This window comes from Marinobacter sp. E2 (assembly GCF_055755345.1).
Window position 1 is genome coordinate 1,084,931 of sequence record NZ_CM146911.1, and the last position, 24,415, is coordinate 1,109,345.

Here is a 24,415-nt window from a genome sequence, read left to right on the forward strand (position 1 = left end):
CTCACCAGCGGCCTGAGTTGAGTCGCTGGATCGTCTTGACCGGTCGATTGTAAATATACACCCAGGCCGGCCCGTGGCGCGTGTCCATGGTTCGTCGAATGTAGAGGCTGGTTCCGGGACGCTCCGGGAAGAAATCCTCCAGTTCGTCCAGGGCCTCGAGCGTTGGTTCGGTTACGGCGTAAACCTCCACGTGCACGCTAAAGGACCGCTCTTCAACCGCCCCCGGATAGGCTCCCAGGTGGTAAAGTGCCAGGCCGGGCAGGGTGTCCGTACCGATAAAACGGCTGCCTTGCAGAACCCGGCTGTTGGAGCGTCCCCGTTTCAGGGTGCCGTATACCGCGACTCGCTGTGTCCGTCTGATTGTCGTTCTCCTCGGTTCAGCCAGTGGAATGAAGGAGGGCGGCGGAGCGCAGGGCATTGGTCAGCCGCTCCATCACGCCCCCGCCATGGCGCCAGAAATGCCAGTACAAGGACACCTCCAGCGTGTGTTCCGGCGCCACGCTCACCAGCCTGCCGGCCTGGATTTCCGCGTGTGCCTGCAGTTCCGGAATCATGCCATAGCCCATGCCCGCCAGTGCCAGTTTTACAAAACCTTCCGACGAAGGGCAAAGGTGGTGGGGAAAGGTGCCGTGGTACCCGCACTGGGCAAGAAACCGGTGCTGCAGCTGATCGTTGGGCCCGAACACGATGGCCGGTGCCGTTTGCAGGCTCACTTCGGTCAGGCCCTTGCCGAAATACCGCCGCATATAGTCAGGCGTGGCCAGGGGGCTGTAGGTCATGGTGCCAATGTGCACACATCGCGCGCCGGCCACCGGTTGTGGGCTACTGCATAAACAGGCGGCTACGTCCCCTTCGCGCATGCGGCGCAGTCCGATGTCCTGGTCTTCCACCACCAGGTCGAGCAGCAGGCCTTCCCGGGTTGAAACCTCCCCAACCGCGGCTGCCCACCAGGTGGCCAGACTATCGGCATTCAGGGCGATGCGCAGGCGTGCGGCCGGCTCGGAAAGGGCGGGGATGGATTTTGCCAGGTCCCGCTCCAGCAACTGCACCTGCTGGACATGGTTGAGCAGCCGTTGCCCCGCTGGTGTAGCTCTGAGCACCGGGCTGCGCACCAGCACCGGCTGCCCGAGCCGGATTTCCAGGGTTCGAATGCGCTGGGATACCGCCGATTGGCTCAGACCCAGGGCCAGGCCAGCCCGCTCGAACCCGCCGGTCTCAATCACCGTTGCGAGGGCTTCCAGCAGTTTGTAGTCAACCATAAGTAAAACTGATGCAGCATTATGAGTATGAATTTCAAGTATAGGTCGAAAACGGTAACCTTGCGCCATTGATTAAGGAGACACCAACGTGCTTGAGAGTTACCTGACCGGATTGATCGTTTGCGGTGGCATTATCGTGGCGATCGGGGCGCAGAATGCCTACCTGCTGAGCCAGGCCATTCGCCGGGAGCACCACTGGTGGTCCGCCGGATTATGCATGGTGGCGGATGTCACGCTGTTTACCCTGGGCATGTTTGGCATCAGCGCGGCACTGATGGCAATGCCTGAAGCTCTGGAGATCCTGCGCTGGCTTGGGGTGGCCTTCCTTGGCTGGCTCGCCATTCAGTCCTTCGTGCGGGCCGGTCGTGGCCGGGCTGCGCTGGAGGCGGGAGAGGTTACCAAACGCAGTCTCAAGGCGGTGGTGTTCACTACGCTGGCGGTTACCCTGCTCAACCCACAGGTTTATCTGGATACGCTGTTGCTGATTCCCGCCGTAGGCGCCCAGCAGGAGGACGCGACCACCTTCGTTGCCGGTGCCAGCAGTGCCTCCATTCTCTGGTTTGGCCTGCTGGCCTGGGGTGGCTCCGCGCTGGCGCCTATCCTCGCCCGGCCACTGGCCTGGCGAATTATTGATGGCGTGATTGGCGTGATGATGGCGGCCATCGCCCTGCATCTCACGGTCAGTGGTCTCTAGAATTCCAGTGGTCTGGTGAATGCCTGGATATCGTCGCCACTGAAATCGTCGGGATCACGCTGGGGTTTCTGTTTCAGTCGAACCGTCGCGCCTGGGTCAGGCGCCCCTGCCAGTAATAGCCGCTGATCGATGACTGGATTACACCGGCAGAGGTCGAGGCATGGACAAACCGATCGCCACCCATATAAATGCCGGCGTGCTGCTCCTTTCCGCCGATCTGGAAGAACACCACATCCCCCGGCTGGATCTGGCCGGGATGAACCACATCACCCAGCGCCAGCATTTGTGAGGTGGTACGCGGCAATTGCTGCCCCAGTCCCTCCTCAAAGGCGGTGACAATAAAACCGGAACAATCAAACCCTTCGGCGGATGAGCCGCCGTACTCATAAGGCGTGCCACGGTAACGCTCGAACACTTGCCAGAGCTTTTGCGCCTTGCTGGAGCTTTGGGCTTCAGCGGGCATTGGCTGCGCCTGTGGCGATGGCTCCGGCGACATACCTCCGGTGCTTGCACACCCGCCAAGGACAAGGGTTATCGCGGCCAGCAACGCCACGCTCTGCAGGAAATTGCGCATATTTTCCTTCCGACCTGGAGCACTCTCTTCCAATGTACTTTCCGGCTCCGGAAATGTCAGGTTACGGATGGTGAGGATTTGTTGAACTGGCGACATCGCGTTGGCTGGCCCGCACTCACACTTCTTTGATCAGCGCTGGCGAGTCGTGCCTCGGGTTATTCACCTCCGGGGAAACGGGAATGGCGTGCAGTCGCTTCGGATCAAGGCGGTGGGTTACCGATCGCACATGGCTCCGGTCGGTAATGTCAGGATTCAGCCAGTCCCTGAGGCACGCTGGATCGAGCACCACTGGCTGCCGGTCGTGAATGTGCTTCAGGTGCTCACTGGCGGGCTCGGTGATGATGGCACAGGTCGTGGTTTCATCCCCCTCGTGGGGAGTCCAGAGGCCGGCCAGGAAAATCGCGGGATCCTGTTCGGGATTTGCTGGCGTGATGTAATGCGGAATCTTGCCCCGCTTGTTCTGCTGCCATTCGTACCAGCCATTGGCCGGAATAAGGCAGCGGTGGTGGGCGAAGGCGTCCCGGAAGTACTTGGAGGTAGCGGCGGTTTCCGCACGGGCATTGATCGGTGCCGGGGCCTTGTCGCCGGCCCAGGAAGGACGAAAGCCCCAGTGCGAATGGGCCATGATCAGGTTGCCGTTCATGCTCATACGAATCATCGGGATGCCGGTACCCGGGGGAATGTTGTAGCTGGGCTCAAAGGTTCCGTCCACCTCCATGTCTTCCGGAAAGAATTTCAGGATCAGGGTGTCCGGCGGTGTGTAGAAGGTGAATCGTCCGCACATGGTGGGTCTGGGTTCCCTCGTGTTTGGGTAGGGCACAAGCGGCCGGCAGTGCGCCGGCCGGTATTTTGTTAACCTTAGCAGATGCTGAAACTATCCAACGCTGTTGAACTTGCCGACTGGGAAATCGAGATCACCCAGATCCGGGCCCAGGGCGCCGGTGGCCAGAACGTGAACAAGGTGGCGTCCGCCGTGCACCTGCGCTTCGACATTCTCCATTCCACCCTCCCGCCCTTCTACAAGGAGCGGCTGATGGCGCTCAACGATCAGCGCATCAGCAAGGAAGGTGTGTTGATTATCAAGGCGCAGTCTTTCCGCACCCTGGAACTGAACAAGGAGGACGCCTTGCAGCGGCTGAAGGAGCTGATCCAGGAAGCGGTGAAGCCGCGCAAGGCACGTCGGCCCACCAAACCCACCCGCTCCTCCCAGCGCAAGCGGGTAGACAAGAAAACCCAGAGGGGCAAGACGAAAGCCCTCCGGGGCAAGGTGTCGCTCTAGGGTCCCGACTCGGTCGAGGCCGGCTCAAAACGGCCTGACTCGACATCGGAGAGGAAGTCCCGGATGTCGTCGAAAGCCTCTTCGGCTTCGGGCAACAGGGGCACGAAAATCTGCCACACGTGCACCATGCCAGGCCAGGTGTGCAGGGCCACCGGGGAGCCGGCCGCCCCGGCTCGCGCCGCATAGCGCCGGGCATTATCGAGCAGCATTTCGGTATCGCTCGCCTGAATCAGCGTTGGCGGCAGGTTTTCCAGGTTGCCCCGCAGCGGCGAGGCAACCGGGCTGGTGGGAGAAACCCGGAAGGCCGCCAGGGTCGCCCACCAGATCACCGGCAAGGGTATTTTCGACAGGCCACCGAATACCGGCCCGAGCAACGGGTCGGTGCCGATGTTCTCGCGATTGCTGGGCGCTGTCAGGGTCAGGTCGGTAGACGGTGACAGGGCTATGGCGGCATCGGCCTGGCGCAGGCCGTTGTCCCTCGCCCAGGCAATGAGCCCGAGGGTGTGACTGCCCCCGGCCGAATCCCCCGCCACTACCAGAAAATCGGCGGGCTCGGTGCCCTCCGGGCCGTGTTTCACCAGCCATGTGTAGGCATCACGGCAATCCCGCACACCGTCCATGAACCGGTGCTCGGGCATCAGCCGGTAATCCACGGCAAACACTGCAGCCCGGGTCATTGTGGCGAGTCTGTCGGTGATGGCCCGGTGGCTGCGAGGGCTGCCGGCAGCCCAGGCGCCCCCGTGGATGTACAGGATGCGCCGCCGTGTGTCGCAGCCGGGGGCAAGTACCCACTCACCTCGGGGTTCCTCGCAAAACCGGAACTCCGAGGCCAGTTCCAGGCCCTCACTCAGTCCATCCATATGCTTGCGCAGCGCCATCAGCCGCGCCTTGCCACGCAGGCCCCGGGAGGCCTCGCCCATTTCCCGTATGCGCCCGAGGACCTCACGGTTGGCCGGGCTTGGCGTGCCCTCCCGCACCGGGTGTGGCTGGCGGTCCAGGTGCGAGAGATCCTCAAGACGAAACAGGGTCAGGGTGGCCGCAACCACGAGGGCAATGACAGCTAGCAGTATCCAGAGCATGGGCGATCCGTTTGTTGGTGGCTCCCCGGGAGGGAGCAAACTATCCTTTGGGTAATATTCGCAGATTTGTCCCGGTTCTGCCCGGAACGGTTACAGAAGGAGTCGCGCCTTGCAAATTGCCTATCGGGCCAGAGACCTCACCGAGGCCCACATTGTGGCCGGCCTGCTGAAGGCCAATGGCATAGAGGCCCATGTTGGCGGCCACTACCTCCAGGGCGCCATGGGGGAAATCGGCGCCTCCGGATTCACCAACGTGCATGTGGAGGATGAAGACCTTTATCAGGCGCGCCAATTGGTGTCGGAGTATGAAGCCAGCGCGGGCAATGGTGCCAGCCGCGTTGCCAATGGCGAGGACGACCGCCCCGACCACTACGCGCGGTGGTTTTTGCTGGCCCTGGCCCTGATTGCGCTGATCCTGTTACAGGTTTACTGACTGATCGATCCGGCGCGGGCCGGCGTAGGCCTGTGCACATGCTCAAGCAACAGGAGACCAATCGTATGGCAGACCAACCGGTAATGCTGATCACCGGCGCTTCCTCAGGAATTGGTGCAGAAACCGCCAAGGCCGCGGCAAAGCAGGGCTACCGCCTGGTGCTGGCGGCGCGCTCGGAGGACAAACTCAAGGGCCTGCAACAGTCGCTGGGCGGTGAGGAAAAGGTATTAACCGTTCAGTGCGATGTGCAGAGCAGCGATGACCAGAAGAACATGGTGGACCAGGCGCTGCAAAGGTTTGGCCGCATCGATGCGGTGTTTGCCAATGCCGGCCGGGGTGGCGAACCGGGCGGATTCAGCGGGGCCGATCCGGAGGTCTGGAAGGACATGATCCTCACCAATATCTACGGTGTTGGGCTTACGTTACAGCACTGCCTTCCGGCACTGCGGGAGAGCAGGGGCCATCTGCTGCTGACCGGCTCTGCCGCCGGGCGCGTGACCATCCCCGGCTCCATGTACAGCGCTACGAAATGGGCCGTATCGGCCATTGGCTACGGTGTGCGGGAAGAGCTCCGTGGCTCCGGCATCCGCGTGACCCTGATTGAACCGGGCATGGTTGATACACCGTTTTTCGACGAGAGGCCCGAGCACGCTCTGAAGCCGGAGGACATTGCCAACGCGGTGATGTACGCGGTGGCGCAACCGGCCCACGTGGATGTGAACGAAATCCTCGTTCGACCCACGCCCAAAATCGATTAACAGGGAACAGCGGCAGTATGGAAAACAACACGAAGTCCTCGAACCGGGTCGCTCTTGTCACCGGTGGTGCCAGGGGCATCGGTCGGGGCATTGTGCAGGACCTGTCGCAGTCCGGCTGGCTGGTGGCGTTCTGCGACACCGACCGTGACACAGGTGAGGAGTTGGCAGCCACCGATCGTCGCCGCCTTCGTTTCTTCCACGGGGATGTTGCCTGCGAGCCGGATGTCGAGCGTATTGTGGCGGCCACACTGGATTGGGCAGGCCGCCTGGATGCGTTGGTCAACAACGCCGGTATCGCCAACCCGGAAACCGGGCCGGTCGAGCAGCTCAGCCTGGCGCAATGGCAGCGGCGGCTGGATGTGAATCTGACCGGCCCTTTCCTGGTGACCAAGCATGCCGTTCCGGCGCTTCGTGAAAGCGGTGGCGCCATCGTCAACATGGCCTCCACCCGGGCGCTGCAGTCCGAGCCCGATACCGAGGCCTACGCCGCCACAAAAGGCGGCATCGTGGCTCTGACCCATGCTCTGGCCATGAGTCTGGGGCCGGACATCCGCGTAAATTGTGTCAGCCCTGGCTGGATCGACACCCGCGCCTGGCAGGGTGGCAAGGAGCCGGTGGCTCCGCTCGAAGACGATGATCATGCCCAGCACCCGGCTGGCAGGGTGGGAGAGCCCGAGGACATCGCCGGTCTGGTCGCGTATCTGATCTCCCCGGCGGCTTCGTTCATTACCGGTCAGAACTTCGTCGCTGATGGTGGCATGGTTCGAAAGATGATTTATCGGGAATAATTCCGTGCCACGCCTGTTCTTCGGACTGGAAATCCCGCCGGCCATTAAAGAGTGCCTGCTGAGTGTCCAGGCGCCGATTGCGGGCGCCAAATGGCAGAATGCGGGGCAGTTGCACCTTACCTTGTTGTTCCTGGGGGCCGTGGACGATGACCAGGTACCGGCGGTTTGTGCGTCGGCCCGAGGGGTTCAGCAGGCGCAATTCTGGCTGGCCGTGTCCGGGTTGGGGTGCTTCGGCCAACCGCAAAGCCCCCGCAATCTCTGGGCGGCCGTGGCACCCACGGAGCCCCTGGGCATGCTTCATGATACGCTCATGAGGCGGATACAGGCCCCGGCCCGGCCATCTGAGCGAAGGACTTTCCGCCCTCACATCACCCTGGCCCGCTTCAAACGCCAGGCCGGCTCCGTGGAAGCTCTGCTGGAAGAGTACGGTAACGCCGCCTTTGGCCATTTCCCGGTTGATGAATTCTGCCTGTTCGAGAGCAGCCGGGGACCATCCGGTTCCGTCTACAGCGTGCTGGAACGCTTTCCGCTGGGGGCCGGTGGTTGACCGGTCTGGCTTGACGAAACGCCACTGGCACGCCAAAGATGGAGGCAAATCAACGCCTTTTCCGAGGTGTCTATGTGCCCGCCGTTTTCCGATCCTGATCAACGCCTGTTCGTTCGTAATGCCACCCTCGCGGATATTCCCGGCATTATCCAGCTCAGCCGCCGGGTCTACGAAGGCACCGGTATGTACGGCTACACCAGAGGCCCGCTTACCGGTCAGATCAACACGTTCCCGGAAGGCCAGTTTGTCGCCATGCTCGGCGAGGCGGTGGTGGGCTACTGTGCCACCTTCCGGATAGCCGCCGACATTGCCCTGGAAGCCCACGACTGGACCTCCATAACCGGAAACGGCTACGCCTCCCGGCATGACCCGGAGGGGGACTGGCTGTACGGCATGGAGGTGTGTGTAGATCCGGATTGCCGCGGCTACCGCATCGGCGAGCGGCTCTACAACGAACGCAAGCAGCTGTGCCAGGCCCTGAACCTCCAGGGCGTGGTGTTTGCCGGCCGCCTGCCAAGCCTGCGACAGCGCCTGAAGAAGTTCGGCAGCGTTGAGGCCTACGTGGACGCAATCAGGAGCAAGGAGCAGAAGGACCCGGTGCTGTCGTTCCAGCTGCACCAGGGGTTCGAGGTGCACGGCATCATCCCCCACTATCTGGATGCCGATCACGACTCCATGGGCTATGGCATTCACCTGATCTGGCGTAATCCCAAGGTGCCTCGCAATGGCCACGCCGAACCGCGCAAGCGCTATGGCCATCGCATGCGCGATACCGTGCGCATTGGCACCGTTCAGTATCAGCAGCGCCCGGTGGGTTCGTTTGGCGAATTCAGCGAGATCGTCCGCTATTTCGTGGATGTGGTCTCCACCTACAAGGGTGACTTCGTGGTGTTTCCGGAGCTGTTTACCCTGCAGTTGCTCTCCATCGAGGCGCGCAAGGGCAGTCCGGCGGAAACCTTTGCCGCCGTGACCCTCTACGCGGAGCGCTATCGGGAGCTGATGCGGGACCTGGCGCTGCGTTACAACATCAATATCGTGGGTGGCTCCACGCCGGTGAGGGAAGAAGACGGCACCATTCGCAATATGGCGTATGTGTTCCTGCGCGATGGCCAGGTGTTCAGCCAGCCCAAGATCCACCCCACCCCCAACGAAGCCTTCTGGTGGAACGTGCAGGGCGGCAACCGGGTGAGCGCCATTGAGACGGACTGCGGTACCATCGGCGTGCTGGTGTGTTACGACGCCGAGTTCCCGGAGCTGACCCGGCATCTGGTGGATCAGGGCGTACAGATCGTTTTCGTGCCCTTCTGCACCGACGAGCGGCAGAGCTACCTGCGGGTGCGCTATTGTTGCCAGGCCCGGGCCGTGGAGAATCAGGTCTACGTGGTGATGTCGGGCAATGTCGGCAACCTGCCCAACGTGCCGAACATGGAAATCCAGTACGGCCAGAGCTGCATCCTGACCCCCTGCGACTTTCCTTTTGCCCGGGACGGCATCGCCGCCGATACCGAACCCAACGTGGAAACCGTGGCCTTTGCCGATCTGCGACCAGAAGTGCTGATCACCGCCCGCAACAGTGGTACCGTGAAAAACCTCCAGGACCGCCGTCACGATCTGTACAGCGTTAGCTGGCGCGGCGAGTGAAACCGAACCGACAGGAGCGTCGTTTTGCCGCGGAAAGGATGTGCATCAGCGCGAAGTTTCGCCCGGGGATTCCTCTGGGCCGCCGGTCTGGCAGCCGTGGCCGTACCGCTGGCGGTCCGGGGCTGGACCTTTGCCATTGATCAAAGCTCGGTGGAGGTGGCCTTGCCGGATATCCGGTCCGGGGCTTGGGAAATCACCGGTAATCGCGCCAACATCCGGCCGACCGTGTCTGCAGGCGGCGATTCTGCATCCTTTGATTTTGCGCCCTCTTCGCTGATCCTGACCGACCGCCTCTCGTTCGCCCAGAGTGGGCAATCCCTGACGCTCCGCAACCTCAGAACAGACCTCAGCCAGACGAAGGTGCAACTGGATTATCGTGCAACAGGCCCCTGGTCAGAGCGGGTTGCCATCAATGGCGAACTTCGAATGGACGCTGGGCGGATAGACCATCCCCGCCTGCTATCTCAGGCGTGGCACTTCGAGGGCTCGGTTAGCGGTCGGCTGGCGGCGCTTCGGATTGACGGCACACTCACATCGGCGGCCGGTCTGGCGGCGGAGCTCGACGTGCAACTTCACCCCGGCGGAGCCGTGTCCATTAACGCAGAGACGGCTCTTGAAGGGCCGGAGGATGTCCGGGCCCTGGCCGCCACTTTCACCGATTGGCCGGCTCTGCTCACCGTTGAATCCGGTACTGCCCAACTGTCGGTCGATGCCTGGATGAGCCCCGAGGATGGCCTCGAGATCACGGGTCGGGCAGAACTTGAGTCGGTGTCGGGAATCGTCAATCGAACGGCGGTTTCCGGATTGAGCGGCGAGGTGCGGGGGGGTCTGGAGCAGGATAAGTTGAGCGCTGATTTTCGGGACATGAGGATAGCCGGCATAAACCCCGGCATCCCGATCAGCGACGTGCGTTTCAGTGGGGATTACACGGCGTCGACGTCAAGTCCTCTTGAGGGAACCCTGGATATCCAGCAGGCCAGGGCGGCGTTTCTGGACGGCCGGTTGCGGATTCCTCCAGGGACCTACGCGCTGGCCAATGGCTCCGTGCAGGTCCCTGTCGAATTGCAGGAGGTTTCCCTCGGTCGCCTGATGGAGGTGTACCCCGCGGAAAACCTTTCTGGCAGCGGAAGACTCCAGGGACGGATTCCCCTGGACATTACCGGCAGCGGAGAGGTGCGGGTGAGAGGAGGGCGCGTGTCAGCGGTAGACCCCGGTGGCCAGCTGCAGCTGCCCGCCGACAGGCTCCAGGCCATGCTCGGCGGCAACCAGGCCATGAATCTCGTGGTTCAGGCGTTGCAAAACTTTCACTATTCCGTGCTCAACAGCACGATAGACTACGATGAACAGGGTAAGTTAACCCTCGGTCTCAGGCTTGAAGGCCGGAACCCGGAACTCAGGGGCGGGCAGCCTGTGGTGCTCAATGTCAATCTTGAAGAGGACATCCCGGCACTGCTCACCAGCCTCCAGCTCAGTGGCCGGGTTAATGAAGCCGTTACCCGACGCGTCCGGGAGATGCTGCAGGAATCCGGTAAGGAGACATCACCATGAAAAACTCTGAACAGCCGAGGTGGCCCGGTGGGTCATCGATCAAAGCCGTGTTGATAGGCGTGATACTGCCACTTGCCACGGTTGCCTGCACGCCAACGGTCCAGATGGCGGCACCCAAGGAGCCGATCACGGTAAACCTGAACGTGAAGATCCAGCACGAAATCTACGTGAAAGTGGATAAGGAAGTGGATGAACTGTTCAGCGAACAGGGCCTGTTCTGAACCGACGCACAAAGTTTGAGGGGTTGACGATGAAACGACTGATGCAGATGTTCGCCATGGTGCTGGCCCTGGGTATTGCCGCTTCCGCGCTGGCCATGGGGCTGGACGAAGCCAAGCAGAAACTGGACTCGGTCAAGCAGCAGGGTCTGGTTGGGGAAACGCCCACCGGTTACCTCGAAGTGGTGCGGCCTGCAGGTCAGGCCAGAGAAGTGGTGCAGGCCATAAACAGTGCGCGGCGCGACGAGTACAAGCGCATTGCCGAGAAACACAACATTCCGGTAACCCAGGTGGAGACAGTGGCCGGCAAGAAGGCTATCGAGAAAACACCTGCCGGCCAGTACGTGCAGATCGGTGGCGAGTGGGTGAAAAAATAGTCCCCGGCGACAGGCTAGCGCTTGACGCTCTTCTGCCTGGGTTTGCCACCCTTGGGTCGCTTGCCCGGGGCAGGTTTTCCGCCCGCAGGTGGTTTGCCTTTGCCGGCCGGTCGTCGTGGGCCGCCTGGTTTGCCGGGCTTCGCTGAAAGGCCTGGCTTGCCGCTGGCTTGGGCCTTTCCGCCCGGCTTCTTTTTTACCGCCTTGCCCGAATTCGGCGGTGCCTCCGATGAGGAATTCCGGATGGCATCGAACAGCCCGGACAGCTCCTGTTCCGTGAGGTCCCGCCACTGCCCGGGCGCCAGGCCTTTCAGGCTCACGTTCATGATCCGGATCCGCTCGAGCCTGGTTACCTGATAGCCGAAGTGCTCGCACATGCGGCGAATCTGACGGTTCAGGCCTTGCACCAGGGTAATCCGGAACACAAACCGTGATTCCCTTGAGACCTTGCACTTTTTCGTGACCGTGCCAAGAATCGGCACGCCGCCGGCCATGCCCTCGACGAATTCCCGGGTAACCGGCTTGTCCACCGTTACCAGGTATTCTTTCTCGTGATTGTTGCCGGCTCGCAGGATCTTGTTGACCAGGTCGCCGTTGCTGGTCATGAAAATCAGGCCCTGGGAGTCCTTGTCCAGGCGGCCGATCGGGAAAATGCGTTCACTGTGGCCGACGAACCGCTGGATGTTGTCCTTTTCGGCGCTGTCGGTGGTACTGACGATGCCCACGGGTTTGTTGAGGGCGATGAATACCAGATCCTCCTCCGCGCGTGGTTCGATCACCTGGCCGTTGACCTTCACCTTGTCACCCGGCAACACCTGGTCGCCGACAACCGCCCGTTTGCCGTTGATGAAAACGTTGCCCTGCTCGATGTAGCGGTCGGCCTCCCGGCGGGAGCAAAGGCCGCTTTCGCTGATGTACTTGTTCAGGCGCGTGGAGTTGCCAGTGGTCATCGGTTGTCCGGTTGCCAGTGAGAATGTCGGGCATGATAGCAGTCTGGCCACCGGGTCGCAGCAGGGCTGGTTCTTTGTGGGCGTCTCTGCCATTCTTGGCGGCGCGTTCCACTAACCTCACAAAAACAGACCATCATGGAAAAGACCCGCATCACCATTGTTGCTGTCACCTGCATCGCCCTGTTCTTCCTGACCAACTACCTGTTCCGGTACCTGATCGGCTTCAGCGGATTGCTGGCGTCGCTGGTAATAGCTGCCCTGATCGCCGTCTACATGAGTTTCTCGGTGGCCCGGGCCCTGCAGCGCCTGCCCATGCCCGAGGAGAGGTCACGGGCGCTGTGGATCTACGGTGGCTTTCTGGGTGCCCTGTTTGCGGCCTTCGGTGCCTGGATGTTCCTGGACGACGCCATGGACTCGGTCACCCTGGCCACCCTGTTCCTGCATTACCTGCCGTACCCGGCCCTGGCCCATGCGTTGTTGTCTGAGCGGGTGGTTGCCAAATTCCTGAAAAACGGAGGGGCGGAGCAGTAAACGTGTTATAGTATAACGCTTCCTTCAGCGCAGGAGCGCCACCGGTCTTATGAAACAGCCCATACCTACCAGCCTGATTCTCGGCTTTCTGGGGGTTGGTAAAACCACCGCCATCCTCGACCTGCTGAAGCGCAAACCGGAGAACGAAGTCTGGGCGGTTCTGGTGAACGAATTCGGTGAGGTGGGCATTGATGGCGCCATGCTGCAGACCGAGGGCGCCTTCATCAAGGAAATTCCCGGCGGCTGCATGTGTTGTGTCGCCGGCCTGCCCATGCAGATCGGGCTCAACCAATTGATACACAAGGCGAAGCCGGACAGGCTGCTGATTGAGCCAACGGGGTTGGGGCATCCGTCCCAGATTCTGGACACACTGACCAGCGAGCACTACCGCGACGTGCTCGCCATGGGCCCGGTGATCTGCCTGGTGGACCCGCGCAGGCTCGAGGAGCCGAAGGTTCTGGGCAATGTCCAGTTTCGGGACCAGGTGGCGGCCGCCGATATTCTGGTGGCCAACAAGACCGATCTGTGCACACCGGAGCAACTTGGCCACTTCGATGAGTGGGCGGCCGAACTTGAGCCTGCCAAGCAGGCTGTCCATCACACCCGGTACGGGCAACTGGCTCCGGGCTGGCTCGATGGCCACTCCGATGCCCTACCGGTCAGCGATCCGGGCGCCCATCATCACCATCATCATAAAAGCGAGTCGCCGGCACCCTCCATCGAGGAGGAACCCTGGCAGCAGGTTACCAACCAGGGGCAGGGGCATTTCAGCGTTGGCTGGCGCATTCATGCCGACAGGGTGTTGGATGAAAGCGCACTGCTGGTCATGGCGATGGATTCGGCGTTTGTGCGATTCAAGGCCGTTGTCCACACTGCCGAAGGCTGGCGGGCCATCAACGTCGCCGATGGAGCGCTCACGGTTATCGGCGCGGAGCCCCAGGAATGCAGCCGGGCCGAGGTGATTGCCTCGGATCAGATTGATGCCCGCGAGCTCGATGCTCGCATGAGGGCAGCGGCAGGGCTTTCCCCGAGGTAACGTCATGACACTGTGTCCAGTGTGCGAAACGTCGGCATTAGACGAGTTTCGGGTGGTGAACGATCAGCGTTATCTCCGCTGCGGTGTCTGCCTGGCCACGGTAATGGACGAGAAGTGCCGGCTCTCACCCGAGCAGGAGCGGCAAATCTACGAGCTGCACGACAATGACCCAACCGATCCTGGCTACCGGAAATTTCTTTCGAAGTTGACCGAACCCTTACTCCAGCGGCTTCCGCCTGAGGCTGCCGGCCTGGATTTCGGCTGCGGTCCCGGCCCGGCTCTTGCGACCATGCTTGAGTCCCGGGGCCTGTCGGTGAGCCTGTACGATCCGTTTTTCCACCCTGCGCCGGAGGTTTTGTCAGAAACCTATGATTTCATCACATGCACCGAGGTGGTGGAGCATCTGTACGCTCCCGCCGGAGTGTTCCGGGAACTGGACCGCATGCTCAGGCCCGGCGGCTGGCTGGCGGTGATGACCTGTTTTCAGACCGACGACGACCGGTTTGATAACTGGCATTATCGCCGCGACCCCACGCACGTGGTGTTCTACCGCGCTGCCACCTTTGAATGGCTTGCGGCGAAGTACGGCTGGGTATTGGAGATACCGGTAAAAGATGTGGCCCTGTTCAGGAAGTCATCCTAGACACTCAGCGAGCGCAGGCAGGCACCACGGGGCAGGTCTCCGGTTGCCCTGATGTGGCACTCCCGGGCTCCCGGAGCAGGTCCGAATCCCCGAATCGTTCCGGTGCCAACTTGGCGGCACAGCGCGCGGCCTGTGAGGCGGCGGCTTTGCACTGCCTTGCCTCCAGCGCGTAGGCCAGATTGTTCCAGCCTTCGGGAAACTCGGGAAACTGTCTGGTCGTGCGCAGGAAATGCCCGATGGCCTCCTCCCGTTGACCCAGTTGCCAGGCCAGATTGCCCCGGGCCATGGGAACGGCGGGCTGGTTTGGCCAGGTGGCCTCGGCAGTCCGGTAGGCAATACCTGCAGCGGTTGTCCGCCCCGTGGTTTCAAGGTCGTGGGCCGATTGCAGGAATCGCAGGGGCGTCGCCGTTGTGGGTACCTGGTCTGGTGGCAGAATGGTCACCGCCCATCGATCGGCCCGTCCCCAGGTGTTGCTGAACACTTCCAGGTCGACGGCTTGCTGCTCGCGGGTATCGGTGTGCAGAATAAGGTCGCGCTCCCGGGCGTCGTAGCCGATAACCACGGCAAAGTGCCATTGCGGCCACCAATCGAACCTCAGGTTCTGCATGACCAGTACCGGGTTGCCAGCCGCCACCTCACTCAGCAGACTCTCCAGCGTTCCGTCGAGGGTATACACCAGCATTCCGTGCGCCCGGGCGCCAGCCACCATCTCCACCTGCAAGGTGCCCTCACGACCGGGTATGTAAACCAGCTCCTTGAGTACCTCCGGTTGCGTCTCCAGCCCCTGACTGTTGAGCATCATGGCCAGTGAGGCAGGGCCGCACTGGTAGCGCTCCTGGGGATAGAAGGGCACGTCCGCAAGCATCACCCGGTCCGGCAGCGAGGGTTGCCCCGGTGCTTGCGAGGACGGCCATTTTGGCGCGCTGGCACAGCCGGCCAGCAGGCTGACCACGACGATCAGGGTCAGCCTGAGGCGGGTGGCCATCTTTGTCGCGCATGTTACGGCCACGATTTGCCGTTATCGGATGCAGTTGATGAAGGGGAAGATATTTGTGGCGCAGAGCATATCGGTAATGATGAACACCAGCAGGAACAGCACGATTATGCCTACCACATCCTGCCCGGCGGGCGCTTCGGCCAGCTGTTGCTCAAAATCCGCCAGTTCGGTGGGGGTGAGGTTCTGGATGCGTTCCTTGACCTGGTCCTGACTGACGCCAAGATCTGCCAGCTTGTCCTGCACATCCTGTCTTTCGAGCATGTTCAGTAACTGCTGTCGATCCAGCTGAACCTGTTGCTGCCCGATCATCTCGCCGGTTCCCACCATTCCGGCGGTCGCGGTGGCGGACCATACGGAGCCAAGGGCCATCATCATGGCCATGAAAAACGAGACGTACCTCAGGTGCTTGCGAATTCCAGACATGGTTCACTCCTCGTTGTTGGCTGCGCTACGCGCAGCGGTTATTTCCTTTCGGTTACCCAGAAAGGACGGTAGATCCGCGTGCTTGGTTCCCAAAGTATAGGATACGTGACCCTGCTCCCACGTAAACAAACACTTACAAAAAAAAACCGCGCTTGCAGTATCGAACTGCCGCCATGCTTTCTAAACTTGCTGGATTCAAACGCCATAACAAAGACGCCTGTGAACGCTATTACCGCTCTTATTCCCCGCCTGTTCAGCCTGCGGGTCGTTGTGCTCGTTCTGGCTGCGGTGTTCGCCCTGGCCGGTGATCAGTTTGCCCTTGTGGGATGGGCTGACAGGGCGCTGTTCAGCATACTCGGGGTGCCCGAGGGTGATACGCCGGGAGCGATACTGGCACCGGAGGCCCTGGGCCCGGCGATGGCCGACCGTGGGCTGTCTCAGCCGCCCTGGTCGGAGATGGCGGTGAGGGCAGGGCTGGCTGTAACGGCACTGTATCTGGTTCTGGCGGTGCCGCTGATGGGCGTCGCTGTTTCCCTGCCGGTCACCTTGCTGTTTGGCGGTTCGCTGGTGGTTATCCAGGCCGCGTTGATGTTCTATCACAGTGCCTGGGTTCCACTGGGCGTTGTCCTTACCCTTCTGGCGGCGGGCTTTGTGATAATGCTGTTCTGGCTGCAGCCGCAGAAGCACATCCGTGCGCTCTCCGATAACGTGCGCGAGGCGCGTTTGCGGCTGTCCGGGCTGTTCCTGAAACAGGGCCACACTGATGAGGCTCTTGAGGCCCTGAACGGCTGCCCCACCTGCCAGGACGAGCTGGATCTGCGCTACGACATTGCCATCCAGCAGGAACGAAAACGTCAGTATGACAGGGCAGCGGATACCTACCGCAGTATCCTGGAGCGCCGGAGGGGTTTCCGCGACACTCCCGCGCGCCTGGCCGCGCTCGAGAAGCTTGTGCCGGAGGCCACAACGCTGTCTCCTGGCAGCTTCGACAGCACCCGCACCCTGTTGATGCCTGAACCCTCGGTCAGCCGACCGACGCTTGGGCGCTATGAAATCGAGCGCGAAATAGGTCGCGGCGCCATGGGCGTGGTCTACCTGGGCAAGGACCCGAAGATTGCCCGTACCGTTGCCATCAAGACCCTGAGCTATCAGGCCTTAGACGATGGGCAGCTCGGGGATCTCAAAGAACGATTTTTCCGTGAGGCGGAAGCGGCCGGGCGACTGAATCATCCGGCAATCGTCACCGTCTACGATGTCGGCGAGGAGGCGGACCTCGCCTACATTGCCATGGATTATGCCAGGGGGCGGCCACTCAGTGACTTTGGCAGGCCCGGTCGGCTGTTGCCTCTGCATCAGGTACTGGACATTATCGCCCGGACAGCGGACGCCCTGGCCTATGCCCACAGCCAGAAGATCGTGCACCGCGATATCAAGCCCGGCAATATCATCTTCAATCCGGACACGGGTGATATAAAGATCACCGATTTTGGCATCGCCAAGATTTCCGATGACTCCCGCACCCGCACCGGCGCTGTCATGGGCAGCCCCCTGTATATGTCGCCGGAGCAGTTGAAAGGCCAGAAGGTAACCGGGGCGTCCGATATCTACAGCCTGGGGGTCACTCTCTACAAGCTGGTCAGCGGCGAAACACCCTACCAGGGCGATACCCTGGCAAACCTTACCTACCAGATTCTCAACAAACGGCCACGCAGTGTTCGGGAATTCAACCCCGAACTGCCTAACGGGGTGGTTCGCCTGATCAACAAGGCCATCCAGCGTGAGCCGGACAAGCGGTTTACCAGTGCCGCCACCATGGCTGAGGCCGTGCACCGGCTCGCCGTGCGCGAAGCGCGCCAGGAGGTGTCCTGATGGGGTATCAGGTAGCCGGGCAGAGCCATACGGGTGCTGTCCGGAAATCAAATCAGGATGTTGTGGAGTGGCAGCTTTCCGAAGCAGCTGACCGGGCCCTGCTCGTGGTGGCCGATGGCATGGGCGGGCACCAGGGCGGTGAAGTTGCCAGCCGGCTGGCGGTTGATGCGGTTTTGGATGCCGCTGGCGAGGCGCTCGCCAGCATGCCGCCGGATGCGCCGGATCACGAGATCAGGAAGATTCTGGATCGCGGCTTCGCCCTGGCCAACGACCGTATAAAGGCCCGCAGGGCAGAGGAGCCCGGGCTGGAAAAAATGGGCACAACCCTGGTGCTTGCCTGGGTGAGCGGCCGTCGGGCACACATTGCCCACATCGGGGACTCCCGTTGTTACCGTCTGCGCAAGCAGCAGGCCGTGTGCCTGACCCGGGACGACACCGTGGTTCAGAACATGCTGGAGGACGGCAGCATCACCCTGGCCGATGTGCCCCATGTGCCATTCCGGAACGTGCTGACCCGGGCGGTGGGATCTGTGGAAGAGGCGGCGCCCAGCCACCGCACGGAAATACTGGAGCCAGGCGATGCGCTGTTACTGTGCTCTGATGGCCTGACCGACTCGGTACCCGAAGACCGGTGGCCCGGGATTGTGCATGGTCACGACGGGCCTGCGTCTGCTGTTCAAACCCTGATCGAGGCCGGTCTTGCCAACGGCGCCGGCGACAATGTGTCTGTGGTACTACTGACTCTGGAGTAATGAGGAAACTGACATGGCTTCATTTTCGCAACTGGTCGATAACGTTGTGGTGAACACCTTTGAGCTGAGCCAGCCGGAAACCCGAATCGGGCGGCGCCCGGACAACGACATCCAGATTGATGAGATCTCGGTGAGTGGCCAGCATGCGTTGATTGAGGCCATCCCCAATGCCTATCTTGACGGCACCGTGGATTACTACATTACGGACAGCAACAGCACCAACGGCACCTTTGTGAACGAGCTGAGAATCAGTGGCCGACAGCGGCTGAACAGCAACGATGTGGTGCGCATCGGCTGGAATGAGTTCCGCTTTATTGATGAAGAGGAGCAGGCCTTGGAGAAAACCGCTTACATTCTCGACTGAGCCGGGCCTATAGAACCGCCACTTAACGAATTCGATCCTTCACTATCTGGCTGAATCGGGGCAGCAGGGAGGACGCATCAGGTGCCGGCTTCACGCCGGACATCAGCGCCTCCGCATCCAGCCCTTCCCGGAGCAGATCCGGCGCCTGAACCTTCAGGTAAGCGCTCATGACCGCATCGGTGAACTCCGGGTGAAACTGCACGCCCCAGGCGCAGGGCCCCACCCGGAAGGCCTGATGAGGCTCGAACCGGTTGCGGCCCAGCAGCACCGCGCCTTCGGGCAGTCGCAGCACTGACTGTCGATGCGTCAACTGGGCGGGAAACCGGGTGGGAAGGTCCCGGAACAGGGGGTCGGAGGCGGCTTCCGGCAGCAGCTCCACCTCGTGCGTGCCTGTCTCGCGGCCTTTGGGGTGATACCCCGCTTCGCCGCCCAGAGCATGGGCCAGAAGCTGATGTCCGTAGCACACGCCCAGTACCGGTACTTCGCTTTCAACCGCCCGGACCAGCCAGCGGCCGGCATTCTCGCTCCACTCCGCGCGGTCGCTCACCATGGCGGGCGAGCCTGTCACAACAATACCGTCCCAGTCTTCCGGTTTGCCGGGCAGCTCCCCGGCTTCGGCGTTGGCAACGGTAATGTCCAGCTCGTCAGACAGCCCCCGCAGGAACCATTGATCAAAATCACCAAACCGCGCCTTGAGGTCCGGATAGGTGGAACCGGTTTTCAGCACGACCACCCTGGCTTTGCGGATTCCTGAGGCGTTGCTTTGCATTCTGCTGTCGTCCTGCGTGGCTGGGCCAGAAGTTTATTGGTCAGGAAGTTCGGCGTTGTGGAACACGTTCTGAACGTCGTCCAGTTCATTCAGCATGTCGAGGAATTTCTCGAACATGGGAATGTCATCCCCTTCCACCGGGGTGGTGGTCTTGGGCAGGAACTGGATTTCGTCCACCTCGAAATCGATGCCCTCAATGGCATCCACCAGGGCCTGGCGTGCCTTGGCATACTCGGTGTTCGGGGTGAACACGGTAATCAGGCCGTCTTCATTCTCGATATCGGTTACATCGACATCGGCTTCCATCAGCGCTTCCAGCACCGCCTCTTCGTCGTCGCCCTTGAACGCAAAGATCGCCGAGTGATCGAACATGTGAGCGACGGCGCCCGGAGTGCCGATCTTGCACTTGGTCTTGGTGAACGCCAGGCGCACATCGCCAAAGGTGCGGTTCGGGTTGTCGGTCAGGCAGTCAACGATCACCATGCAATTGCCCGGTCCGTAGCCCTCGTAACGGGCCGGAGAGTAGTCTTCTCCCGCGCCGCCCTTGGCCTTGTCGATGGCCTTCTCAATGACGTGGGAAGGCACCTGGTCTTTCTTCGCCCGGTCGATCAGACCGCGCAGGGACAGGTTGGCCTGCGGGTCGGTGCCGCCGGACTTGGCGGCCATGTAGATCTCGCGGCCGTACTTGCTGTAGACCTTGGTTTTTGCCGCAGCCGTCTTGGCCATGGACTCTTTGCGGTTCTGGTAGGCTCTGCCCATTTGCGCTGCCTCTTGATGCTCGGGAAAGGGCCGGATTTTACTCAACATTGCCCGTTTGGGACAGGCTTATTTGGCCCCTTGTTCCAGCGCTTCGGGCGAGTGCCCGGCCTTACGACACATAGTCCACCGGGCGCCGGTAGTTCTCCTGCGTCATCAGGTCTATTCCGCACTCCATCTCGCTGACCCAGGTCAGGAAGCGATCGACCATCAGGGGCCCTTCAAACCGTTTCCCATGCTGGGGCACAATCATCGCCACGTCCATCCCCCGAATCATATCCGCCCAGAGGGCGCAGACTTTCCGTGAGCCAATGTAGCGGCGGTGAAAGCCCACCATGTTCGGGATGTGCTGGTCGAAGTCGGCCACCGGCAGGTGATCATCCGAACTGCCCATGGAGGCACCCAGGTCTCCGGAGAACAGAATCTTCGAGACCGGATCGTAGAACTGCAGGTTGCCTACCGAGTGCATGAAATGGGCCGGGAGGCATTGCAGATAGCTATCGCCAAACCGCACGTTGGCGCCGGCATCCGGCACACCGATGATCCGGTCGTACACGCTGCCGCTGAGCTGATTGGTCACGTAGCCGGAAACAAGATGCGGCAGGAACCGTGCCCAGAGCCGGGATGTCACGATTTTGGCCCGGGTGTGGACAATCCAGCGGTCGATGGCTCCGATGATGTCCGGGTCCTGGTGCGAGGCGAACACATAGTCCATATCCCGCAGATTCATGTAGCGCGACGCCGCGACCGAGAGCGGGGTGTAGGTGAGGTCGCCGCCCGGGTCGATCAGCGCTTCGTGTTTGCCGTCCACAATCAGGAACTGGTTGGACTGAACGCCCTCACCGGTTACCAGGGAATCGAACATGAGGCACTTGTGGTGCCCGTTGTCGAACAGAACGATGGGATCGTTGGCCATTCCGGTCTCCCGCAGAAATCAAAGAAAACCGGCCACGGGGCCGGTTGGTGCAAGCTGCGCGGAGATTACAGAATTGACCAAAGCCAACAATTGCCTCAGGTCAATTACCTGATATTCCTCAAGTAACGTTTTGTTGGCGCCGGCGCTCAGGCCAGCTTGGGGACCCGTTTGATGCCCCGGCGAAGGCCTTGCTCGAGCGCCGTGCTCACCACCTTGCCAGTGAACGGTACGATGTCCTCGAAGGTGATGGTGTAGTTCAGCCGGGTGCCGCCATCAGGAGTTTCGTCGAACCGGATGCGCCCGTGGTGATTGCGGATCGGGCTCAGGCTGGTAATGGCGTATTCAATCAGGGAGTCCGGTTCGAAATTCAGCACGGTCTCTTCAAGTCCAATCGGACCGATACCGATCTTGCGAACCGAGCCGATGCCGTTTGGGTCGGCCTGGTCGCTGTCCTTGATCCGTTTTACCGGTGCACCAAGCAGTTTGCCAAAACGGTGGTGATCGGCGAACAGGGCAAAGACTTTTCGTCGCGGCACATCGAAGGTTTCATCAATTTCAATGGTATACATGGCCATGGGCTCACTCTTTCCGTTAGCAGATAATCCAAGCCTAACCCCTTGGCTCCTACAACAAAAGTCGTAGCAGGCGGCACATGCCAATCTGGCCCCCTGCGCGCTGTCAGTGTCTTGCAGTGTGGCGGTAGTCGCGCGGCGACTGGCCCATCACCTTCTTGAAAAGCCGGGAAAAATAATAGGCGTCGTCGTAGCCCAGGCGCCGGCTGATATCGGCGAAACTCGAGCTGGTGGTGTCGAGCAGCTGGCAGGCGCGCTCCACCTTCAGGTGCAGGAAATGCTGGATAGGGGAGGTGCCCGTCTGCTCCCGGTAACGGGTGGCGAAATGCGCCGGAGACAGGCCTGCCAGGTCTGCCAGTTCCTCAAGAGTGATGCGTTCATCCAGATGCTCCCGCATGTAGTTATGAATGGTGTCGAGCTCTGCCTGGCGTTCGTGCCCGGTTTCGTCGGCGTTGATTGGTACCGCGGCCAGCAACTGGCGAAGCCTGTTAGCCGCGTGGATCAGGCCCCGGGCCCGGAAGCCGGTCTGGCGTACCGACAGCAGCCCGTTGAAATCAACCAGCAAACGCGGCTGCCGGCCCAGATGGCGGATGCGCGTGGGACCGTCAAAACCCATGTAGTTCCGGAAATCTTCCGCCAGGGGGCCGGTGTAGTGCACCCAGTGGATGGTCCAGGGATTGTCCGGGTCGGCGGTGTAGCGGTGGTTGGCGCCGGCTGGCAGCAGGAGCAGGTCTCCGGCTTCCACGGTGTACGGTTCGCCCAGCACGTTCAGGAAAGCCTTGCCCTCGGTGCAGTAGATCAAAAGATTGTCGTGGTGATGCTCCCGGTGCATATGGTGCCCCGCCGCCCGGCGATAATGGCCAAAGGCCAGCGGATACAGGTCCCGCGTCAGCGGGTGGCTCGCCAATAGGCGAATAATTGGCTCCGGCACTACGTAACGGATGCTGTCCTTGGGCACCGGCCACTGGGATGTCTGGGTCATGGATTGCCCTGTTGGTTGTCTCGCTACCGAAAAATAATCCATCACGGGCGAAATTTAGTCAATCACCCATCCGGCGAACCCATGCTAGCCTTTTGGAAATCGTGGCCGTTCCCTCAGATGTGAAGGGTGCGGTCGGCCCCACGCACAACAACAAACAGGGATATCAACATGAAAAATGTTCCGCTGTATCTTGCAGGCGAATTCGTCGACAGCCAGACCAGTGAATGGATCGATGTTACCAACCCCGCCACCAACGAAGTGATCGCCAAGGCGCCGTGCACCACCGACGCCGAGATGCGCCGCGCCATCGAAAACGCTGGAGAGGTGTTCAAAACCTGGAAAGAAGTACCGGTGTCCGAGCGCGCCCGAGTGATGCTGCGCTACCAGGCCCTGTTGAAAGAACACCACGACGAGATCGCCGAAATCCTCTCCCAGGAAACCGGCAAGACCTTTGACGATGCCAAGGGCGACGTGTGGCGTGGCATTGAAGTGGTTGAGCACGCCGCCAACGTGGCTTCCATGATGATGGGCGAGACCGTTGAGAACGTGGCACGCGAGGTGGATACCCACTCCTGGATCCAGCCGCTGGGCGTGTGTGCCGGCATTACCCCGTTCAACTTCCCGGCCATGATTCCGCTGTGGATGTTCCCGATGGCCATCGCCTGCGGTAACACCTTCATCCTCAAGCCCTCCGAGCAGGATCCGCTGACACCGATGCGCCTTGCCGAGCTGTTCGAGCAGGCCGGTGCGCCCAAGGGTGTTCTGCAGGTGGTTCACGGCGGTAAGGAGCAGGTGGACGTACTGCTGACCGACCCCGCCATCAAGGCCGTTTCGTTTGTAGGTTCTGTACCGGTTGGCCGTTACATCTATGAAACCGGTACCCGCCACATGAAGCGCGTGCAGAGTTTCGCCGGTGCCAAGAACCACATGGTGATCATGCCGGATGCCGACAAGCAGCAGGTGATCAACGCCCTGGTGGGCGCCTCCGTGGGCGCCGCCGGCCAGCGCTGTATGGCCATCTCCGTGGCCGTGTTTGTGGGCGAGGCCCAGCAGTGGATTCCGGAACTGAAGGAAGCCATGGCGAAAGTGCGCCCCGGCGCCTGGAACGACTCCGGTGCCAGCTACGGCCCGATTATCTCCGCCAAGGCCAAGGACCGTATCGAGTCCCTGATCGCCACCGGCGAAGCCCAGGGTGCGAAGCTGCTGCTGGACGGCCGCGGCTGCACCGTGGACGGTCTGCCCGATGGCAACTGGGTGGGGCCGACCCTGTTCTCCGGTGTGACCACCGAGATGGACATCTACAACGAGGAAATCTTTGGCCCGGTCCTGTCCTGCGTCGAGCTGGACAGCCTGGGTGAGGCGATCGAGCTGATCAACAAGAGCCCGTACGGCAACGGCGTGTCTATCTTCACCAGCTCCGGGGGTGCGGCCCGTCGCTTCCAGCACGAGATCGATGTGGGCCAGGTGGGCGTGAACATTCCCATTCCGGTGCCCCTGCCGTTCTTCTCGTTCACCGGCTGGAAGGGCTCCTTCTATGGTGACCAGCACGCCTACGGCAAGCAGGCGGTGCGCTTCTACACCGAAACCAAGACGGTTACTTCCCGCTGGTTCTCCAGCGAAGCGACCAGCTCGGAAGCCAACTTCTCGATCCAGTTGCGTTAAT

30 protein-coding genes are annotated in these 24,415 nt (G+C 61.3%); 17 read left to right on the forward strand and 13 right to left on the reverse strand.

Going from position 1 to position 24,415, the window contains the following annotated elements; all coding sequences use genetic code 11:
- Position 1: 1 nt before the first annotated feature.
- A complete protein-coding gene (locus AC0J1C_RS04950) occupies positions 2 to 418 on the reverse strand; it encodes a gamma-glutamylcyclotransferase family protein (protein ID WP_473045840.1) in 417 nt (138 codons plus the stop codon).
- On the reverse strand, positions 378 to 1,259 hold the full coding sequence (locus tag AC0J1C_RS04955) for a LysR family transcriptional regulator ArgP (protein WP_473045841.1): 882 nt from the start codon (positions 1,257 to 1,259) through the stop codon (positions 378 to 380). The genes AC0J1C_RS04950 and AC0J1C_RS04955 overlap by 41 nt, the downstream gene beginning before the upstream one ends.
- 88 nt (positions 1,260 to 1,347) lie before the next feature.
- Between AC0J1C_RS04955 and AC0J1C_RS04960 the strand changes: the two genes are divergently transcribed.
- On the forward strand, positions 1,348 to 1,953 hold the full coding sequence (locus AC0J1C_RS04960) for a LysE/ArgO family amino acid transporter (protein WP_375192941.1): 606 nt from the start codon (positions 1,348 to 1,350) through the stop codon (positions 1,951 to 1,953).
- Positions 1,954 to 2,026: 73 nt separating this feature from the next.
- Here the strand turns inward: AC0J1C_RS04960 and AC0J1C_RS04965 are convergent, their stop codons facing one another.
- Positions 2,027 to 2,527 (reverse strand): C40 family peptidase, encoded by a 501-nt coding sequence (locus tag AC0J1C_RS04965; RefSeq protein WP_473045842.1) that lies wholly within the window; start codon positions 2,525 to 2,527, stop codon positions 2,027 to 2,029.
- Between the two features lie 115 nt (positions 2,528 to 2,642).
- Entirely contained in the window at positions 2,643 to 3,311 is a 669-nt protein-coding gene (locus AC0J1C_RS04970) for an SOS response-associated peptidase (protein WP_473045843.1), read from the reverse strand.
- Between the two features lie 81 nt (positions 3,312 to 3,392).
- Here AC0J1C_RS04970 and arfB point away from each other — a divergent pair, with 81 nt between their 5' ends.
- A complete protein-coding gene (arfB, locus tag AC0J1C_RS04975; RefSeq protein WP_375192938.1) occupies positions 3,393 to 3,806 on the forward strand; it encodes an alternative ribosome rescue aminoacyl-tRNA hydrolase ArfB in 414 nt (137 codons plus the stop codon).
- Here arfB and AC0J1C_RS04980 read toward each other — a convergent pair.
- Entirely contained in the window at positions 3,803 to 4,885 is a 1,083-nt protein-coding gene (locus AC0J1C_RS04980; RefSeq protein WP_473045845.1) for an alpha/beta hydrolase, read from the reverse strand. The two genes, arfB and AC0J1C_RS04980, sit on opposite strands and share 4 nt — an antisense overlap.
- A gap of 109 nt (positions 4,886 to 4,994) precedes the next feature.
- Between AC0J1C_RS04980 and AC0J1C_RS04985 the strand changes: the two genes are divergently transcribed.
- The 8 genes from AC0J1C_RS04985 to AC0J1C_RS05020 all read left to right on the forward strand — a co-directional run bounded on the left by AC0J1C_RS04985 (position 4,995) and on the right by AC0J1C_RS05020 (position 11,195).
- Positions 4,995 to 5,318: a DUF2007 domain-containing protein gene (locus AC0J1C_RS04985; protein WP_375192936.1), complete on the forward strand. Its 324-nt coding sequence runs from the start codon at positions 4,995 to 4,997 to the stop codon at positions 5,316 to 5,318.
- Positions 5,319 to 5,383: 65 nt separating this feature from the next.
- A complete protein-coding gene (locus AC0J1C_RS04990) occupies positions 5,384 to 6,076 on the forward strand; it encodes an SDR family oxidoreductase (RefSeq protein ID WP_473045846.1) in 693 nt (230 codons plus the stop codon).
- Between the two features lie 17 nt (positions 6,077 to 6,093).
- Entirely contained in the window at positions 6,094 to 6,864 is a 771-nt protein-coding gene (locus AC0J1C_RS04995) for an SDR family oxidoreductase (RefSeq protein WP_473045847.1), read from the forward strand.
- A 4-nt stretch (positions 6,865 to 6,868) separates the two neighbouring features.
- Entirely contained in the window at positions 6,869 to 7,411 is a 543-nt protein-coding gene (thpR, locus tag AC0J1C_RS05000) for an RNA 2',3'-cyclic phosphodiesterase (RefSeq protein WP_473045848.1), read from the forward strand.
- Between the two features lie 72 nt (positions 7,412 to 7,483).
- Positions 7,484 to 9,052, forward strand: a complete 1,569-nt coding sequence (locus tag AC0J1C_RS05005; RefSeq protein ID WP_473045849.1) for a nitrilase-related carbon-nitrogen hydrolase — start codon at positions 7,484 to 7,486, stop codon at positions 9,050 to 9,052.
- A gap of 24 nt (positions 9,053 to 9,076) precedes the next feature.
- The gene (locus AC0J1C_RS05010; protein ID WP_473045850.1) at positions 9,077 to 10,600 is read left to right on the forward strand and encodes an intermembrane phospholipid transport YdbH family protein; all 1,524 of its coding nucleotides are present in this window, start codon (positions 9,077 to 9,079) and stop codon (positions 10,598 to 10,600) included.
- Entirely contained in the window at positions 10,597 to 10,821 is a 225-nt protein-coding gene (locus AC0J1C_RS05015; protein WP_473045851.1) for a YnbE family lipoprotein, read from the forward strand. Before AC0J1C_RS05010 ends, AC0J1C_RS05015 begins: the two co-directional genes overlap by 4 nt.
- A gap of 29 nt (positions 10,822 to 10,850) precedes the next feature.
- Positions 10,851 to 11,195, forward strand: coding sequence for a YdbL family probable chaperone protein (locus AC0J1C_RS05020; RefSeq protein ID WP_473045852.1), 345 nt, complete (start codon positions 10,851 to 10,853; stop codon positions 11,193 to 11,195).
- A gap of 14 nt (positions 11,196 to 11,209) precedes the next feature.
- Here the strand turns inward: AC0J1C_RS05020 and rluF are convergent, their stop codons facing one another.
- Positions 11,210 to 12,142: a 23S rRNA pseudouridine(2604) synthase RluF gene (gene rluF, locus AC0J1C_RS05025; protein ID WP_473045853.1), complete on the reverse strand. Its 933-nt coding sequence runs from the start codon at positions 12,140 to 12,142 to the stop codon at positions 11,210 to 11,212.
- A gap of 135 nt (positions 12,143 to 12,277) precedes the next feature.
- Between rluF and AC0J1C_RS05030 the strand changes: the two genes are divergently transcribed.
- The 3 genes from AC0J1C_RS05030 to AC0J1C_RS05040 are packed head-to-tail and all read left to right on the forward strand — an operon-like array spanning position 12,278 to position 14,352.
- On the forward strand, positions 12,278 to 12,673 hold the full coding sequence (locus tag AC0J1C_RS05030; protein ID WP_473045854.1) for a hypothetical protein: 396 nt from the start codon (positions 12,278 to 12,280) through the stop codon (positions 12,671 to 12,673).
- Positions 12,674 to 12,722: 49 nt separating this feature from the next.
- Positions 12,723 to 13,709, forward strand: a complete 987-nt coding sequence (locus AC0J1C_RS05035) for a CobW family GTP-binding protein (RefSeq protein WP_473045855.1) — start codon at positions 12,723 to 12,725, stop codon at positions 13,707 to 13,709.
- Positions 13,710 to 13,713: 4 nt separating this feature from the next.
- A complete protein-coding gene (locus AC0J1C_RS05040; RefSeq protein ID WP_473045856.1) occupies positions 13,714 to 14,352 on the forward strand; it encodes a class I SAM-dependent methyltransferase in 639 nt (212 codons plus the stop codon).
- A 4-nt stretch (positions 14,353 to 14,356) separates the two neighbouring features.
- On the opposite strand, the gene AC0J1C_RS05045 is transcribed toward AC0J1C_RS05040, so the two are convergent.
- Together AC0J1C_RS05045 and AC0J1C_RS05050 are read right to left on the reverse strand one after the other, a co-directional pair.
- Complete coding sequence (locus AC0J1C_RS05045; RefSeq protein ID WP_473045857.1) at positions 14,357 to 15,337, reverse strand: PA2778 family cysteine peptidase; 981 nt, start codon at positions 15,335 to 15,337, stop codon at positions 14,357 to 14,359.
- Positions 15,338 to 15,370: 33 nt separating this feature from the next.
- The gene (locus tag AC0J1C_RS05050; RefSeq protein WP_473045858.1) at positions 15,371 to 15,772 is read right to left on the reverse strand and encodes a PA2779 family protein; all 402 of its coding nucleotides are present in this window, start codon (positions 15,770 to 15,772) and stop codon (positions 15,371 to 15,373) included.
- A gap of 219 nt (positions 15,773 to 15,991) precedes the next feature.
- On the opposite strand from AC0J1C_RS05050, the gene AC0J1C_RS05055 reads away from it, so the two are divergent.
- Genes AC0J1C_RS05055 through AC0J1C_RS05065 form a run of 3 tightly spaced genes read left to right on the forward strand, consistent with a single transcriptional unit; the run spans position 15,992 to position 18,757 of the window.
- On the forward strand, positions 15,992 to 17,641 hold the full coding sequence (locus AC0J1C_RS05055) for a serine/threonine-protein kinase (protein ID WP_473045859.1): 1,650 nt from the start codon (positions 15,992 to 15,994) through the stop codon (positions 17,639 to 17,641).
- The gene (locus tag AC0J1C_RS05060) at positions 17,641 to 18,393 is read left to right on the forward strand and encodes a PP2C family protein-serine/threonine phosphatase (RefSeq protein WP_473045860.1); all 753 of its coding nucleotides are present in this window, start codon (positions 17,641 to 17,643) and stop codon (positions 18,391 to 18,393) included. Before AC0J1C_RS05055 ends, AC0J1C_RS05060 begins: the two co-directional genes overlap by 1 nt.
- 13 nt (positions 18,394 to 18,406) lie before the next feature.
- Positions 18,407 to 18,757, forward strand: a complete 351-nt coding sequence (locus AC0J1C_RS05065; protein WP_473045861.1) for an FHA domain-containing protein — start codon at positions 18,407 to 18,409, stop codon at positions 18,755 to 18,757.
- Positions 18,758 to 18,779: 22 nt separating this feature from the next.
- On the opposite strand, the gene AC0J1C_RS05070 is transcribed toward AC0J1C_RS05065, so the two are convergent.
- The 5 genes from AC0J1C_RS05070 to AC0J1C_RS05090 all read right to left on the reverse strand — a co-directional run bounded on the left by AC0J1C_RS05070 (position 18,780) and on the right by AC0J1C_RS05090 (position 22,752).
- Entirely contained in the window at positions 18,780 to 19,526 is a 747-nt protein-coding gene (locus AC0J1C_RS05070) for a glutamine amidotransferase (protein WP_473045862.1), read from the reverse strand.
- Positions 19,527 to 19,559: 33 nt separating this feature from the next.
- Positions 19,560 to 20,285 (reverse strand): YebC/PmpR family DNA-binding transcriptional regulator, encoded by a 726-nt coding sequence (locus AC0J1C_RS05075; protein ID WP_091991300.1) that lies wholly within the window; start codon positions 20,283 to 20,285, stop codon positions 19,560 to 19,562.
- Between the two features lie 109 nt (positions 20,286 to 20,394).
- Positions 20,395 to 21,198, reverse strand: a complete 804-nt coding sequence (locus tag AC0J1C_RS05080) for an oxygen-binding di-iron domain-containing protein (protein ID WP_091991297.1) — start codon at positions 21,196 to 21,198, stop codon at positions 20,395 to 20,397.
- A gap of 146 nt (positions 21,199 to 21,344) precedes the next feature.
- A complete protein-coding gene (locus tag AC0J1C_RS05085) occupies positions 21,345 to 21,773 on the reverse strand; it encodes an SRPBCC family protein (RefSeq protein WP_473045863.1) in 429 nt (142 codons plus the stop codon).
- Positions 21,774 to 21,876: 103 nt separating this feature from the next.
- Complete coding sequence (locus AC0J1C_RS05090) at positions 21,877 to 22,752, reverse strand: AraC family transcriptional regulator (protein ID WP_375192917.1); 876 nt, start codon at positions 22,750 to 22,752, stop codon at positions 21,877 to 21,879.
- A gap of 168 nt (positions 22,753 to 22,920) precedes the next feature.
- Here AC0J1C_RS05090 and AC0J1C_RS05095 point away from each other — a divergent pair, with 168 nt between their 5' ends.
- Complete coding sequence (locus AC0J1C_RS05095; protein WP_375192916.1) at positions 22,921 to 24,414, forward strand: CoA-acylating methylmalonate-semialdehyde dehydrogenase; 1,494 nt, start codon at positions 22,921 to 22,923, stop codon at positions 24,412 to 24,414.
- Position 24,415: the final 1 nt, after the last annotated feature.